A 14,623-nucleotide genomic window follows, 5' to 3' on the forward strand; every position below is an offset into this window, starting at 1 on the left:
CTATCCCCTAGGTTCGAACGGCCGCACGTGCCAGCGGCCCTCGCTGTAGTCGAGAACACGATCGCAGTGCGGGGCGATGCCCGTGTCTTCGCCGGGCGTGGCGACGATCACACGCTCGCCGGCGGCGCGCAGCTGGCGCACGCGGGCGAGCAGCTCGGGATCGCTGCCGGCGGGCGCGTGAATGCCGCGGCGCCGCTCCTCGCCTTCGAACCGCCCCAGCGCCGCGAGCAGATTGAGATCGGCCGAGAAGCCGGTGGCCGGGCGCGCCCGGCCGAAGCTGGCGCCGACCTCGTCATAGCGCCCGCCGCGCGCCAGCTCGCGCCCCAGCCCGGGCGCGAACGCGGCATAGAGCAGGCCGGTCTTGTAGCGATAGCCGCGCAGTTCGGCCAAGTCCAGAAACAACGGAATCTGGGGGTAATGGCTGGCGAGCAGCGACACCATGTCATCGAGCCGGCCGATGGCCGCGTCGATCGTATCGTCGATGCCGCCCAGTTCGGCGCGCGCGTGTTCGAGCACGCTCGGCTCGCCATTGAGTTCGATCAGGCGCGCCAGACGCGCGTGGCTGGTGGCGTCCAGGCGATCGCTCGTGCGCAGCCGATCGAGGTCAGGCCGCGACTTGCGCTGCACAATATCGAACAACTGCGGCTCGAGATCGTCAGGAATGCGCGCGAGTTCGACCAGCCGTCGGTAGATCGCGACATGGCCCAGATCGAGACAGGCGTTGTCCACGCCCATCAGATCCAGCGTTTCCAGCATCAGCGACACGATTTCGAGGTCGCTGTCGATATGCGCATCGCCGAATTTCTCCACGCCCACCTGCAGCGGCGAGCGCGAGCCACCCGGCTCCTCGGGGCGCGTGCGCAGAATGCTGCCGATGTAGCAGTAGCGTGCCGGCCCCACGGCCTGCAGCCGATGGGCATCGATACGGGTGGCCTGGGTGGTCATATCGGATCTGACGCCCATCATCCGGCCGTTGAGCTGATCGGTGAGCTTGAACGTTTGCAGGTCGAGTTCATGCCCCGCGCCGGTGAGCAACGAGTCGAGATACTCGATCAGCGGCGGTCGAATGAGATCGAAGCCCCAGCGCCAGTAGAGATCGAGCAGCTCGCGACGCGCGGCTTCCAGCCGCCACGACTCCGGCGGCACCATTTCCTGTACGCCCTCGGGCAGCAGCCAGCGTTTGGATTGCATGACGGTCCGAAAGTAGAACGTTGCTAGTGGACGAACTGAAGCAGTACGGCACCCACGCCGATCAGCACGCCGCCGAAGATCCGCAGACTGCGGCCGTCCACGTCGGACAGCCGCAGCATCATCTCACGCCAGCGCTCGGGGGCCAGGAAGGGCAGCAGCCCCTCGATGACCAGCACCAGCGCGATCGCCCGCAGCAGATCGGCCCACATCGGGCCGATCAGGGCTGCGGCGCACTATCCGACGCCTTCGGGTTGAAGTACCGGAACAGCTCGCCCTGCGGGCGCAGCAGCAGCAGATCGTCACTGCCCAGCGAATTCCGATAGAGCTCCAGGCTTCGGTAGAAGCTGTAGAACGTCGGATTCTCCTGATAGGCCTCGGCATAGATCTCGGCGGCACGCGCATCGCCCTCACCCCGGATCGTCTGCGCCTGGCTATAGGCCGTGGCGCGGATGATGGTGCGTTCGCGCTCGGCGTCGGAACGGATCTCCTGGGCCGCGGCATCGCCCTGGGCGCGCAGGGTGCGGATGACCTCTTGGCGCTCGGAGCGCATGCGCTCGTAGACCGACTCGCTGACCTCCTCGGGCAGGTCCAGGCGCATGATCCGCACGTCGGTGATCTCGACGCCGACTTCGCGGGCGTCCTGGTTGGCCTGCACCTGCACGGCGGCGACGATCTCGTTGCGCTCGTCGCCGACCGCCTGGCGGATGGTTCGCTTGGAGAACTCGGCCAGCAGATCGTTCTCCACGATCTCCGTCAGCAGACTGCGGGTGCGCTGCTCGTCGCCCTGCGTCGACAGATAGTAGTCGACGGTGTCGCGGATGCGCCACTTGACGTAGAAATCGACCGCGAGGTTCTTGTTCTCCGAGGTGAGCACGCGCTCGATCTCCTCGGTGAACGTCATCACGCGGCGCTCGAACGAGCGCACCTTCTGGACGTAAGGCACCTTGAAGTGAAGCCCGGGATCGTAGTCCTGACCGATGATTTCGCCGAGCTGGACGACGACCACACGCTCGCGTTCGCCGACGATGAACGCCGAATCATATGCGGTGTAGACGATCGCCAGCACGATGACGATGAGAAGAATGTGCTTGGGACTCATGAGTTGCGATCCCGACTGCGAAGACTATCGGTGCGGCTGGGCGACGAGGAAGCGCCGCCATCCGAGGGCACCGTCTGCGGGCCATCACCCCCGTCGCTGGCCCCGTCCATACCCTGGTTGGCGGCCCGCTCGGCGGCCTTGTTGCGCCGCGACTCGTTGAGCATCTTCTCCAGTGGCAGATACATCATCGGCCCGTTCTCGCCGCCCTGCTCGGCCAGAATCAGGTTGGCCGACGACAGCACGTCGCCCATGGTCTCGAGATAGAGCCGCTCGCGAGTGACTTCCGGCGCATTCTCGTACTGCGCCAGCAGTTCGGAGAAGCGCGAGGCCTCACCCTCTGACCGTGCGATCTTCTCCTCTCTGTAACCGCGCGCCTCGAGCAGAATCTGGGCCTTCTCGCCCTGGGCCCGGGCCACGATGTCACGCGCGTAGGCGCGTGCGATGTTCTTCTTGCGCTCTTCCTCCTCTCGGGCCTTGATGGCCTCCTCGAAGGCGCTCTGCACCTGCTCCGGCGGCTGCGAGTACTGCACGTTCACCGCAACCACGTCGACGCCCGCCTCATAGCTCGTCAGCGTCGTCTGCACGATCTTGCGCACGTTCTCCGGCAGCATCGCCCGCGAGCGATCGTCGATCTGCGGATAGCTCTCCTGCTGCTGCTTGATCTCGTCGACCAGCTTCTCGTCAACGTCCCGCAGTGCATCACGTTCGGCCGGCTGGCCGGAGCCTTCCTTCAGGTCCACGTTCTCCAGCGCCCGATCCTCGAGTTCCTCGACCCGAACGCCCTCCTGAATGACCTGATTCATGCGGCTCGTGCCGACGATCTCGCGCACGGCCGAACGCAGCACCTGCTCGACGGTCTGATCCGGCTCGCGCAGCTGGAAGAGATAGTTCATCGCGTCCGAGATACGGTACTGCACCGCCACCTCGACCTCGACGATGTTCTCGTCCTTGGTGAGCATGACCGCTCGGTTGCCGGCCCGGCGGACCTGTTGCACGTCGACCTTGTAGACGCGATCCACCGGATACGGCATGTGCCAGTGCCAGCCCGGACCGGCGGTCGAGGTGTAGTCGCCGAAGCGCAGCACCACGCCCTTCTCGCCGGGCTGGACCACATACAGCCCGGTGGCGAGCCAGATCACCAGCGCCAGCGGGATGATCAGCAGAAAGACGGCCGGGGGCGGCCCGCCGATGCCGCCGCCACTACCGTTGTCGCCACCGCCGCCGCTCTTGCGGCCGGAGAAGCGGGCACGCAGGCGACGCCATATTTGCTCCAGATCCGGGGGGCCGCCGCCGTTCTTGTTGCCGCCGCCCCACGGATCCTGGCCCTTGCCAGGCTCGTTCCAAGCCATGCTGATGATCATCCCTTTGGCGAAACCGCGATTCTATCGACCGGCCCGACCCCTGTCGAACGCGCACACGGCGTTCGGCGCGGGCACAACGGGGCCGGCCGCTATTCACGCGTTCCGGTATGTCAGTGTATGTGCGTTCCCGAGGTCTCGCGAACGGACATGCGCGCCGCACGCCGCTGCACGAGCACGTCCTCAACCGTCAGCCCCGCCCGCTCGATCAGCCGTGCGAGATCACTCTCGGAGGCGGTCACGGAAAGCAGCGCATCGCCGTTGCTCTCGTAGCGTTCATCGTCGACGACCCCGAGCTCGAACAGCCGCGAACGCAGCCGTCCGGCCGTGGCCGGCACCCGCAATACGCCCGTGACCATGTCCGGGTTGCAGATGTCGGCCAGAACGGCGCGCAACGCGTCGACCCCGTCACCGGTCATCGCCGACACCCAGACGCGCACCGGCGCGCCGTGGGCGTCGCGCTCGATGCGCACGGTCTCGTCGTCGAGCAGGTCGACCTTGTTGAAGACCTCGATCTGGGGCACTTCGCCGGCCCCGATCTCGGCCAGCACCTGATTGACCTGCGCGGCGTGCGCGCGACGCTCGGGGTCGGCGGCGTCGATGACGTGCACCAGCAGATCGGCGTCGCGCGTTTCCTCGAGCGTCGCCCGGAAGGCCGCGACCAGCTCATGCGGCAGATCGCGGATGAAACCCACGGTATCGGCCACGATCAGCGGGTCGCCGACCGGCACCTCGAGCTGGCGTAGCGTCGGATCGAGCGTGGCGAACAACTGGTCGGCGGCGTAGATCGATTCGCCGGTGAGCCGATTGAACAGCGTCGACTTGCCGGCGTTGGTGTAGCCGACCAGCGACACGATCGGCGTCTCCGCGCGCCGCCGCGACGCCCGCCCCTGCTCGCGCCGGGCGAGCACCTTTTCCAGACGCTCGCGCAGTGTCTTGATGCGCACGTTGAGCAGGCGCCGGTCGGTCTCGAGCTGGGTCTCGCCCGGCCCGCGCAGGCCGATGCCGCCCTTCTGGCGCTCGAGATGCGACCAGCCCCGCACGAGACGGGTGGCCAGATGCCGGAGCTGGGCGAGTTCGACCTGCAGCTTGCCCTCGTGCGAACGGGCCCGCCGGGCGAATATATCCAGAATCAGCCCGGCCCGATCAAGCACGCGGGCGTTCAGACGCTTCTCGAGGTTGCGCTCCTGGCTCGGCGACAGGTCGTGGTTGAACACCACGAGCTCGGCCTTGTAGTCCACCACGGCCGCGGCGATCTCGTCCACCTTGCCGCCGCCGACGAAATATCGCGGATCGGGCGAACGGCGACTGCCGCCGATGTGGTCGAGTACCTCGGCGCCAGCGGACTCCACCAGCTCATGGAATTCGCGATCGGCCTCGGCGTATTCGTCGAGGCCGAAGGCGATGTGCACGATGACGGCCGCCTGACCGCTGGGCGGCCGTTCAAACATGCGTCAACACGGTGACCGGATCGAAATTAATCGTCGTCCACCTCGCCGGCGTTCTCGCCCATCTCTTCGCGCATCTCGGAGCGCACGTTGCGCGACGGGACGATGGTGGAGATCGCGTGCTTGTAGACCATCTGATTGACGGCGTTGCGCAGCAGCACGACGAACTGGTCGAACGACTCGATCTGACCCTGCAGCTTGATGCCGTTGACCAGATAGATCGACACCGGCACGCGCTCCTTGCGCAAGGCGTTGAGGAATGGTTCTTGTAGTGTTTGGCCTTTTGCCATGGGGACAGACTCCGAAAAAGCAGCAAATAGAAATCTTAGATGACGCTATCGTAGCACGTGCACTAGAGGCCAAACCATTGACTGACATGACTTTGCGCCTGCTCATGCAGATCCGGGGCGTCGCTTTCCAGCCACCGGGCCGATTGCAGCGAGCGCAGCCAGGTCAGCTGCCGCTTGGCCAGCTGGCGGGAGGCGAACACGGCGCGGCGCGCCCCCTCGTCCATCCGCATCTCGCCGGCCATTACCTGCCAGAGTTGACGATAGCCCACCGCCCGTATCGACGGAAGTGTCGCATTGAGATCGGGACGCGAATAAAGCTTTTCAACCTCTGCGGCGAACCCCTGTTCCAGCATGATCTCGAATCGTCGCGCGATCCGTTCGTGCAGCGCGGCCCGGGTCGCCGGTGCCACGACGAGCTTGCAGATGGACCACGGCAGCGCGGATTCGTTCTGCCGCGCATGCAGTTCGCTGGGCGCGGTCCCGGTCAGGGCATGGATCTCCAGCGCCCGCTGGATGCGCTGCGCATCATTCGGATGGATACGCGCCGCCGACGGCGGATCGACCGCGGCCAGCCGGGCGTGCAGGCTGTGCCAGCCGTCGGCCTGCGCCTCGGCGGTCAACCGCGCGCGCACCGCATCGTCGCGGGGCGGCATGTCCGCCAGGCCGTGCTCGAGCGCGCGGAAATACAGCGAGGTGCCGCCGGTGAGCACCGGCAGGCGGCCGGCCGCGTGGATGCGCGCGATCTCGGCGGCGGCATCGGCGCGGAACTCGGCCGCGGAGTACGGCTCGGCCGGGTCGCGGATGTCGATGAGCGCATGCGGCGCGCGCGCCAGCGTGGCCGCATCCGGCTTGGCCGTGCCGATGTCCATGCCGCGATAGACCATCGCCGAGTCGACCGAAACGATCTCGGCGTCCAGGCGCTCGACCAGCTCCACCGCGAGTCCGGTCTTGCCGGAGGCGGTCGGCCCCAGAAGAAAAAGAACGGGCGGCTTCACTGGCCGCGCATGAACAGTCGGTCGAGCCCGGCCATATCGACCTGGATCCAGCTGGGACGACCATGATTGCAGTGCCCGGCGCGATCGGTGTGCTCCATGTCGCGCAGCAGCGCGTTCATCTCGGTGAGCGTCAGCCGCCGCCCCGCCTTGACCGCCGCCTTGCAGCCCATGTCCGCCAGCACATCGTCGATGGCGTCGCGCACGCCGTCGGCGCCGCGCAGCCCGTCGTCGAGCTCGCCGATGACGTCCCGCGCCAGAGCGATGTAATCGCCGTCGGCGAGCAGCGCCGGCACCCCGCGCAGCAGCGCCGTCGTCGGCCCGCTCCGGCTGATGTCCAGCCCGACCGCGGCCAACGCCTCGCCGTGCTGTTCCACGGCCGCGGCTTCGGTCTCGGCGAGCGCAAGTGTTTCCGGCACCAGCAGGCGCCGGCAGGCGATTTCGCCCGAGGAATACTCCGCCTTGAGCTGCTCGTAAAGCACGCGCTCGTGCGCGGCGTGCATGTCGACCAGGATCAGGCCGTCGCGATTCTGGGCCAGGATGTAGATATCGTGCAGCTGGCCGATCGCATAGCCGAGCGCGGGGGTGTCGTCGGGTTCCGGCGCGGGCGCCGCGGCCGCCGCCGGCGTGGGCTCGGGCGGCGCCTGGAACCGATAGGCCGCCGCGACGTCGCCCACCCCCGGCCGGGTGTCGAACCCGAACCCCCGGGTCGGCTGCGGTCCGGCGGCCGCGGGCGGCTCGGGCGCGGCGGTCGGCCCGGTATCGGCTGCGGGCTCGCGTACCGGCAGCTCGACGTGCCGCGCGGGATGCGGGGTGGCCTCGACCGCCGCGAGCGCGCGGCCGACGCTGCGGAATACGAACTCGTGCACCAGACGCGACTGGCGGAATCGCACCTCGGCCTTGGCCGGATGCGCATTGACGTCGACCTGCCGCGGATCGACCTCCAGATAGAGCACGTAGGCCGGATGGCGCTGATTGTGCAGCAGATCGCGATAGGCCAGGCGCACCGCGTGGTTGAAGACCCGATCGCGGATCGGCCGCGCGTTGACATAGCTGTACTGCAGATCGGCCTGGCCGCGCGAGAATCCGGGCGTCGCCACCCAACCGGTCAGACGCAGCCCCGCCGCGGCCTCGTCCACCGCCACGGCGTGTTCGTCGAAGCTCTTGCCCAGCACCCGGACCACCCGGGCGAGGCGCGCCGCGGTGTCCGCCGCCGGGGCGAGCCGCGCAAGTTCGACGCCGTCGTGACGCAGTACGAACCCGATGTCGAAGCGCGACAACGCCAGCTGGTTGAAGGCGCGCCGCAGATGCCGAAGCTCGGTCGCCGGCGCGCGCAGGAATTTGCGGCGCGCGGGGATCCGGGCGAACAGTTCCCGCACTTCGACACGCGTGCCGCGATTCTGCGGCGCCGGCCGCGCGTCGTCGTGGCGGCCCGGGGATACGGCCCAGCCGTGCTCGGCGCCCGGTCCGCAGGAGGCCACGGTCAGCTCGGCCACCGAAGCGATGCTCGCCAGGGCCTCGCCGCGAAAGCCCAGACTCGCGACCGCCTCGAGCTGGGACAGGCTGCTGATCTTGCTGGTCGCGTGCCGGGCCACCGCCATCGGCAGCTCGCTCGGCGCGATGCCGTCGCCGTCATCGTCGACCACGATGCGACGCAGACCACCCTGTTCCACCTCGACCTCGATATGCGCCGCGCCCGCGTCAAGACTGTTCTCGATCAGTTCCTTGACGATGGAAGCCGGCCGTTCGACGACTTCGCCGGCGGCGATCTGGCTGATCAGTTGGTCGTCTAGCGGCAGGATCGGCATGGGCGGCAACGGCCTCCGGGTCGACTCGGGCGCCCATTCTAATCCGGTACCAGCCGCCACGCCGACCGGCACCGGTAACGCCCGTGCCGCGCCGACGAACCGCGGCGCTTCTGCGCGGTGGCCGGGCACGCCCCGGCGGTGCCGGAAGATCCCGCCCGAGCCGGGCCCACGGGCCATAGCGAGCCCGGCGTCAGGCCACCATTTCGGTGCGCGCGAGTGGGCCGTATTTCCTTGCGGGCGTGCGGCGGGCGTGCGAACCGGCGATTTGCGACGCGCCGCCGCTCGGAGCAGGCAGCTCTTTTCTTGACTCATCCAAGAAAATAAATGATTATGCTTCTGCAATGAGTCGAGACACAGCAACCACGGTTCAGGAACTGCGCGACAACGGGCTGCGGGTCACCGCGCATCGTTTCGCGGTACTCGAATGGCTGGTCGACCATCCGCATGCGACCGTCGAGCAGGTGCACGACGGCGTTGGCGCGCGGATCGGGGCCATCTCGAAGCAGGCCGTGTACGACGTGCTGTCGGCCTGCATGGAAGCCGATCTGGTCCGCCAGATCAAGCCTGCCGGGCATCCCGCCCGCTTCGAGCGCCGCACCGGCGACAACCATCATCACCTGATCTGCCGCGGCTGCGGCAAGATCGACGACGTCGACTGCGTGGTCGGCGATGCGCCCTGCCTCTCGCCGGGCCACGACCACGATTTCGACGTCGACGAAGCGGAGGTGATGTTCTGGGGCGTCTGCGCGGACTGTCGCTCGCATGCAACCCCGACCGAACAGGCTGTGTGATCGATTCTTTGAAAGGCGTGACCCGCTGCGTCACGCGCCGAACCACCGGGAGGACAGAACCTTGACAGACAATATCCGCAACACCGAAACGACGACCGGCGGCGAGCCGTATCCGAGCGACGAGCATTCGCTCACCGTCGGCAACGACGGCCCGATCGTGATGCACGATCACTTCCTCATGGAGCAGATGGCGGCCTTCAACCGGGAGATGATTCCGGATCGCCAGCCGCACGCCAAGGGCGGCGGCGCCTTCGGCCAGTTCGAAGTCACCGAGGACGTGTCCAAATACACCAAGGCGACGTTCCTGCAGAAGGGTGCGACGACCCACATGGTCGCGCGCTTCTCCACGGTCGCCGGCGAATCCGGCAGCCCGGACACCTGGCGTGACCCGCGCGGCTTCGCGCTGAAGTTCTACACCGACGAAGGCAACTTCGACATGGTGGGTAACAATACCCCCGTGTTCTTCGTGCGCGATCCGATGAAGTTCCAGCACTTCATCCATTCGCAGAAGCGCCGCGCCGACAATGGCCTGCGCGACCACGACATGCAGTGGGACTTCTGGACGCAGTCGCCGGAATCCGCGCATCAGGTCACCTGGCTGATGGGCGACCGCGGCGTGCCCGCCACCTGGCGCCACATGAACGGCTACTCCAGCCACACCTACATGTGGGTCAACGCCGAAGGCGAGCGCTTCTGGGTGAAGTATCACTTCAAGACCGATCAGGGCATCAAGTGCCTGACCCAGGAACAGGCCGATCAGATGGCCGGTTCCGATGGCGACTATCATCGTCGCGACCTGTTCAACGCGATCAAGCGCGGCGAGTTCCCGACGTGGACGCTGTACGTGCAGATCATGCCGTACGAAGATGCCAAGACCTACCGGATCAACCCGTTCGACCTGACCAAGATCTGGCCGCACGAGGACTATCCGCTGCACAAGGTCGGCACGATGAAGCTGGACCGCAACCCGACCGATTTCCATACGGAGATCGAGCAGGCGGCGTTCGAGCCCAACAACATGGTGCCTGGCACCGGCGTGTCGCCCGACAAGATGCTGCTGGCCCGTACAATCTCCTATGCGGACGCCCATCGCGCCCGTCTGGGTGTGAACTACAGGCAGATTCCGGTCAATGTGCCGAAATCGCCGGTCAACAGCTACACCAAGGGCGGCGCCATGCGCATGCGCAACGTGAGCGATCCGGTGTACGCGCCCAACACCAAGGGTGGCCCCCACGCCAACCCGTCCGCCTACCCGGCGAACAACGTCTGGGAAGCCGACGGCCAGATGGTGCGTGCCGCCTACACGCTGCGCAAGGACGACGGCGACTTCAATCAGGCCAACGACCTCGTCAACAAGGTCATGAACGATGAGGAGCGTGATCGCCTGGTGAACAACGTTGTCGGCCATCTGAGCGGCGGCGTCAGCGAGCCGATCCTCGAACGCGCGTTCGAGTATTGGAAGAACGTCGATCAGACCATCGGCGAGCGCATCGAAAAAGGCGTGCGGGCGAACACCTGATCGCTCCACCCCATCGCCGAGTGCGACAAGGGCGGCGCGTCGATCGACGCGTCGCCCTTTTTCATGTCCGGCGGATCAACGACTCGACGATGGCCCGGACCATTGGTATCGCGAACGCCGCTCCGCCTTCGGCCGCCACCCGGTAGTCCACATCTACCGCGCCCCGGGCCACCACGGTCACAGCGACCAGCCGACCGGCCGCCCCGATCGCAGCGGCCGACGCCGCCGATCATCAATCACCGATCCGCGATCCCCGCGCCGCCCTGCGCCTGCGCAGTCTCGGCCAGACGCGCGTCCAGGCGCCCGTCGAGTGCGTGCTTGTAGTCCGCCAGCCAGCGACCCCGCCACCAGAACCGGCCCCACCAGCCCAGCGCCGTGCCGTCGGCGAGATCGATCAGGCCGCGCTCCGGACCGGCGCGATAGTGGCCCAGCGGTCGACGCGTGAGACGCGCCTGCAGATTGCGCGCCAGCACCCGGGCCTGACACGCGACGTCCATCGGCGCCGGCACCTGCCCGCCGGGCAGACGAGCGCAGCCGCCGGCCGCGAACACCCGATCGTCGACCGTCGAATGCAGGCGCGCGTTGACACATAGACGCCCCGCCTGCGTCGGCAGACCGCCGGCATGGATGAAGCGGCTGCCGCGTTCGCGATGACTGGTCACCAGATGATCCGCACCGAAGGCCCGGCCGTCCGAACTGAGCACCGCCGCCTCCGCCAGCGTGCTGATCGCGGTATCCATCACCACATCCACGCCACGCCGGGCGAGTTCGCGCACGAGCGCACGCACCGCCCGCCGCGGCGCTTCCGGCAGCAGCCGTGGCCCCGGCACATAGAGCGCGACCGAGAGACGGCGCGGCGCCCGCGACAGCCCGGCGGCCACTTCGACCGCGCGCGCATCGGCGCCGCAGACCGCGACGCGCGGCGGGCGCCCCGTGGGCGCATGGTCGAGCGCGTCGCGGCATTGGGCCAGCGCCGCCACCGAATGGGCCGGCCAGACCTGCACACGCACGCCGCGATCATCCAGGCCGTCCAGATCGGGCTCGAGGCCGACATCGATCGATACCGCGTCGTAGCGGTGCATCGCGCCGCCGGCGACCCAGACCCGCTGATGGCGCGCATCCAGGCCGATCGCCCGTGTCCCGGCATAGTCGAAACGCACGTCCCGACAGCGCCTGCCCAGCGATGCCCGCAGCGCCTCGGGCGTCACCCGCCCCGCCATGAGCGCGCTGACGTGATTGCCCCGCCAGAAGCGGCCGGGATCGATGAGCGCGACCGCGATGCCGGCATCGGCGAAGCGCCGGTGCTCGGCCAGCAGCGCCATGTGGCGATGCCCGCCGCCGACGAGCACGACACGCTTCACAGCCACCCCGCCACCGCGGCGCCGAGAAGCGCCAGCATGCCGACGAGCACACCGCAGGCGATCGCGCGGGCAAGCCACGGCCGCCACCGCTCGCGCTCGACACGGCGGGCGAAACCCGCACCCGCAACCGCGCCCAGCACATACAGACCGGAGACATAGCCCGGCGCTGCGGGCGCGAGCACGAACTGAAACCCCGCGGCCACCAGAGCGACCAGCGCCACGGCCAACAGCATCGAACCGAGCTCGACGGGTTCGTCGGCGGGCGCGAAGCGACGCTGCAATGCGCGTACACCGGCCGCCCCCGGCGCGGCCGCCGCCGCGAGCGCGGCTCCGATCACCGCGCCGGCCGCCAGAAGCGCGGCGCCCGGATAATCGGCTTCGGCGGCGGCGGCCGCGAAGGACCGCGTCTCGCCGCGCCAGAGCGCGGCCGGGGTGTGACCGCGGGATGTTCCGGCCAGACGCCACAGCGCCATCGCCGACGCGCAGGCCGCTGTCGCGACGATCGTAACGAGGATCGCAGCGGGCAGCCATTGCACCAGGGCGCTTACAGCGAGGGTCACCGGCACGCCGGCCGCGGCCAGGTGCAGCGCACGGCGCGCATCGCACTGGCGTGCGCGCACCGCATCGCCCGCGGCCACCGCGCTGCACAGCGCCAGCGCCAAGAGCAGCACCGGCAGCGCCGCCTGGGGCTGCATCCCGGCGCAGAGCACGAGCAGAGGCAGGCCGATGAACGCCCCCGTATGCGTCGTTAGACCGAAAGCCAGCCCCGCGAGCAGGCCGTAGACAAGACTCAATCAGCGCTCCCGACGGTGCCCGTCCGTCGGCGCCCGCAGCGACGAATGACGGGAAAACGATCGCCCAGTCTAGGGCCTGTCAACGTTTCGTACGAGTCCGAGCCTAGCGCTGTTCCACGGCAAGACGCCCCGTAGTGCGCGCCATGCAGTCATTCCGCACAAGCGTGCTATACGCTTTATTGCCGCATCTTGTTAATTCCATGGGCGCTTGTGACGGTTCGGCCGGCCATGCCAGATCGACTATGGGCGCGCTGCGGTGTTCCAAGCCCTAGTCGCGGCTCGCCACGAACGGCTGCGCGCGCCTTGCCGCACACGATGTGCGGTCTCCAACGCGGCGCTCGTTCATCGGCCGATACGACATCGCGCGCCCGTATCGCCGCTCAGTTGAGGCCGGCGACCTGCTGTCCGCCGGCGGCGGGAATCTCGAGCTCCATGCCGACGCGGATGGTACTGCCGCTCAACCCGTTCGCGCTGCGCAGGTCACCCACGCTCACACCGTACTGCTGGGCGATGCCCGACAGGGTTTCGCCGCTGCGCACCTTGTGGACCTGATTCTCGGCGATGAGCGTCGATGGCCGATAGCTGGCGAAATAGCCCTTGATGCCGCGCAGCATCGCCCGCGCCAGATCCTTCTGGTAAGCACTGCTCAACAGCTTGCGTTCCTCGCGCGGGTTCGAGATGAAGGCCGATTCGACCAAAAACGACGGAATATCGGGCGACTTCAGGACCATGAAACCCGCCTGCTGCACCTTCGACTTGTGCAGTTGGCCCAAGTCGTCGAGTTCCCGGAGCACGCGGCCGCCGGCATCCAGACTCGCTTCGATGCTCGCGCTCTGCGACAGGTCGAGCATGAACGACGCCAGACTGTCGTCCTTGCCCTTGAGACTGACACCGCCGACGAGATCGGACGCGTTTTCGCGCTGGGCCAGCCACCGCGCATGTTCGCTCGTCGCGCCGTGATGCGACAGCGCATAGACCGAGGCGCCGCTGGCCAGCGCGCCGCCGGGTGCGGCGTCGGCGTGGATCGAGACGAACAGATCCGCCCTGGCTTCGCGCGCCTTGACCATGCGTTCGCGCAGGCCGATGTAGTAATCGCCGTCGCGCGTGAGCACGCCACGCATGTTCGGCTGAGCGTCGACCATGGACTTGAGCCGACGCGCAATCTCCAGTACCACATCCTTTTCGTGCGTGCCGCTCGGCCCGAGCGCCCCCGGATCCTTGCCGCCGTGGCCGGCATCGATGACGATCACGATATCCCGGGAGGGCGGCTCCGGCGTACGCGCCGCGCGCTGGCGGCCCGAGCCGCGCTTGTCCGCCTCGGCGTCGGACACCTGCGCCAGCGCGGCGGCGGTGTCGTCGGCGGTCTGGTCACCGGTGGCGGAAGCGACGTCCGAATCCGGCCGCTCGCCGCCGGCCGCAGCTTTTTCGGACGATTCATCACGCGCCGCGGTGCGTGTCGTCGGTGCCCCGTTTTCGCGGTAGAGGTCCACGACCAGACGATAGGGATGCGACTCATCCGGATCGAGCATAAAGCTCTTCGGCGACACGGCTTCGGCGAGGTCGATGACCACCCGCAGATCGTCACCGTTCCGAACCCCGGTGCGCAGCCGTTTGATCAGGCCGCTGCCGCGCGTATCACCGCCCACGGCGGATACCGCACGGGCGTCCGGCAGATCCACCACCAGCCGCAACGGGTCGTCGAGCATGAACAGATCGGGTTCGGTCGCGCCGGCGAGGTCGAAGACCACGCGTGTCTTGTCTGCGGATGCCCAGAGGCGGACATCCTTAAGCGTCGCCCGATCGGCCGTGGCCGCCGTAGCCAGGCACAGCAGCAGTCCGAAAACCAGCCATTGCAAGCTCGCGCGCATCATTGGTCGCCCTGTGCGGATGGCCCCGAAGAATAATCGCCCGACTAGAGCCTATCGCCACCTCTCAAGGCTGACAACCATTTTTTCTCAATCAAAACAGCGCT

General features: G+C 67.8%; 13 protein-coding genes. 2 read left to right on the plus strand and 11 right to left on the minus strand.

The annotated features are described in order from the left end of the window. The 8 genes from SAHL_RS01275 to mutL all read right to left on the minus strand — a co-directional run bounded on the left by SAHL_RS01275 (position 1) and on the right by mutL (position 8,186). Positions 1-1,191, minus strand: a complete 1,191-nt coding sequence (locus tag SAHL_RS01275; RefSeq protein ID WP_123589614.1) for an ATP phosphoribosyltransferase regulatory subunit — start codon at positions 1,189-1,191, stop codon at positions 1-3. Between the two features lie 23 nt (positions 1,192-1,214). Continuing rightward, positions 1,215-1,400: a DUF2065 domain-containing protein gene (locus tag SAHL_RS01280; RefSeq protein WP_123589615.1), complete on the minus strand. Its 186-nt coding sequence runs from the start codon at positions 1,398-1,400 to the stop codon at positions 1,215-1,217. Positions 1,401-1,408: 8 nt separating this feature from the next. After that, positions 1,409-2,290: a protease modulator HflC gene (hflC, locus tag SAHL_RS01285; RefSeq protein WP_123589616.1), complete on the minus strand. Its 882-nt coding sequence runs from the start codon at positions 2,288-2,290 to the stop codon at positions 1,409-1,411. After that, positions 2,287-3,639 carry a protease modulator HflK gene (hflK, locus tag SAHL_RS01290; protein WP_184947147.1) on the minus strand — a complete coding sequence of 451 codons (1,353 nt, stop codon included), beginning with the start codon at positions 3,637-3,639 and terminating at the stop codon, positions 2,287-2,289. Before hflK ends, hflC begins: the two co-directional genes overlap by 4 nt. Positions 3,640-3,761: 122 nt before the next feature. Next, positions 3,762-5,099: a ribosome rescue GTPase HflX gene (hflX, locus tag SAHL_RS01295; RefSeq protein WP_123589618.1), complete on the minus strand. Its 1,338-nt coding sequence runs from the start codon at positions 5,097-5,099 to the stop codon at positions 3,762-3,764. Positions 5,100-5,125: 26 nt separating this feature from the next. Beyond that, a complete protein-coding gene (gene hfq, locus SAHL_RS01300; RefSeq protein ID WP_123589619.1) occupies positions 5,126-5,386 on the minus strand; it encodes an RNA chaperone Hfq in 261 nt (86 codons plus the stop codon). Between the two features lie 62 nt (positions 5,387-5,448). After that, the gene (gene miaA / locus SAHL_RS01305; RefSeq protein WP_123589620.1) at positions 5,449-6,381 is read right to left on the minus strand and encodes a tRNA (adenosine(37)-N6)-dimethylallyltransferase MiaA; all 933 of its coding nucleotides are present in this window, start codon (positions 6,379-6,381) and stop codon (positions 5,449-5,451) included. Continuing rightward, positions 6,378-8,186 carry a DNA mismatch repair endonuclease MutL gene (gene mutL, locus SAHL_RS01310; RefSeq protein ID WP_123589621.1) on the minus strand — a complete coding sequence of 603 codons (1,809 nt, stop codon included), beginning with the start codon at positions 8,184-8,186 and terminating at the stop codon, positions 6,378-6,380. Before mutL ends, miaA begins: the two co-directional genes overlap by 4 nt. A 341-nt stretch (positions 8,187-8,527) precedes the next feature. On the opposite strand from mutL, the gene SAHL_RS01315 reads away from it, so the two are divergent. Continuing rightward, positions 8,528-8,977 carry a Fur family transcriptional regulator gene (locus SAHL_RS01315; RefSeq protein ID WP_123589622.1) on the plus strand — a complete coding sequence of 150 codons (450 nt, stop codon included), beginning with the start codon at positions 8,528-8,530 and terminating at the stop codon, positions 8,975-8,977. 61 nt (positions 8,978-9,038) lie between these two features. Then, entirely contained in the window at positions 9,039-10,496 is a 1,458-nt protein-coding gene (locus SAHL_RS01320; RefSeq protein WP_123589623.1) for a catalase, read from the plus strand. 236 nt (positions 10,497-10,732) lie between these two features. Here SAHL_RS01320 and SAHL_RS01325 read toward each other — a convergent pair whose 3' ends face one another. The 3 genes from SAHL_RS01325 to SAHL_RS01335 form a co-directional block, all read right to left on the minus strand. Further along, positions 10,733-11,857, minus strand: a complete 1,125-nt coding sequence (locus tag SAHL_RS01325) for an NAD(P)/FAD-dependent oxidoreductase (RefSeq protein ID WP_148045442.1) — start codon at positions 11,855-11,857, stop codon at positions 10,733-10,735. Beyond that, positions 11,854-12,651: a TSUP family transporter gene (locus tag SAHL_RS01330; protein ID WP_123589625.1), complete on the minus strand. Its 798-nt coding sequence runs from the start codon at positions 12,649-12,651 to the stop codon at positions 11,854-11,856. Before SAHL_RS01330 ends, SAHL_RS01325 begins: the two co-directional genes overlap by 4 nt. Before the next feature lie 380 nt (positions 12,652-13,031). Then, positions 13,032-14,519 (minus strand): N-acetylmuramoyl-L-alanine amidase, encoded by a 1,488-nt coding sequence (locus tag SAHL_RS01335; protein ID WP_221177774.1) that lies wholly within the window; start codon positions 14,517-14,519, stop codon positions 13,032-13,034. Positions 14,520-14,623 lie beyond the last annotated feature (104 nt).

This window comes from Salinisphaera orenii subsp. halophila YIM 95161, from assembly GCF_003732545.1.
GTDB lineage: Bacteria > Pseudomonadota > Gammaproteobacteria > Nevskiales > Salinisphaeraceae > Salinisphaera > Salinisphaera orenii_A.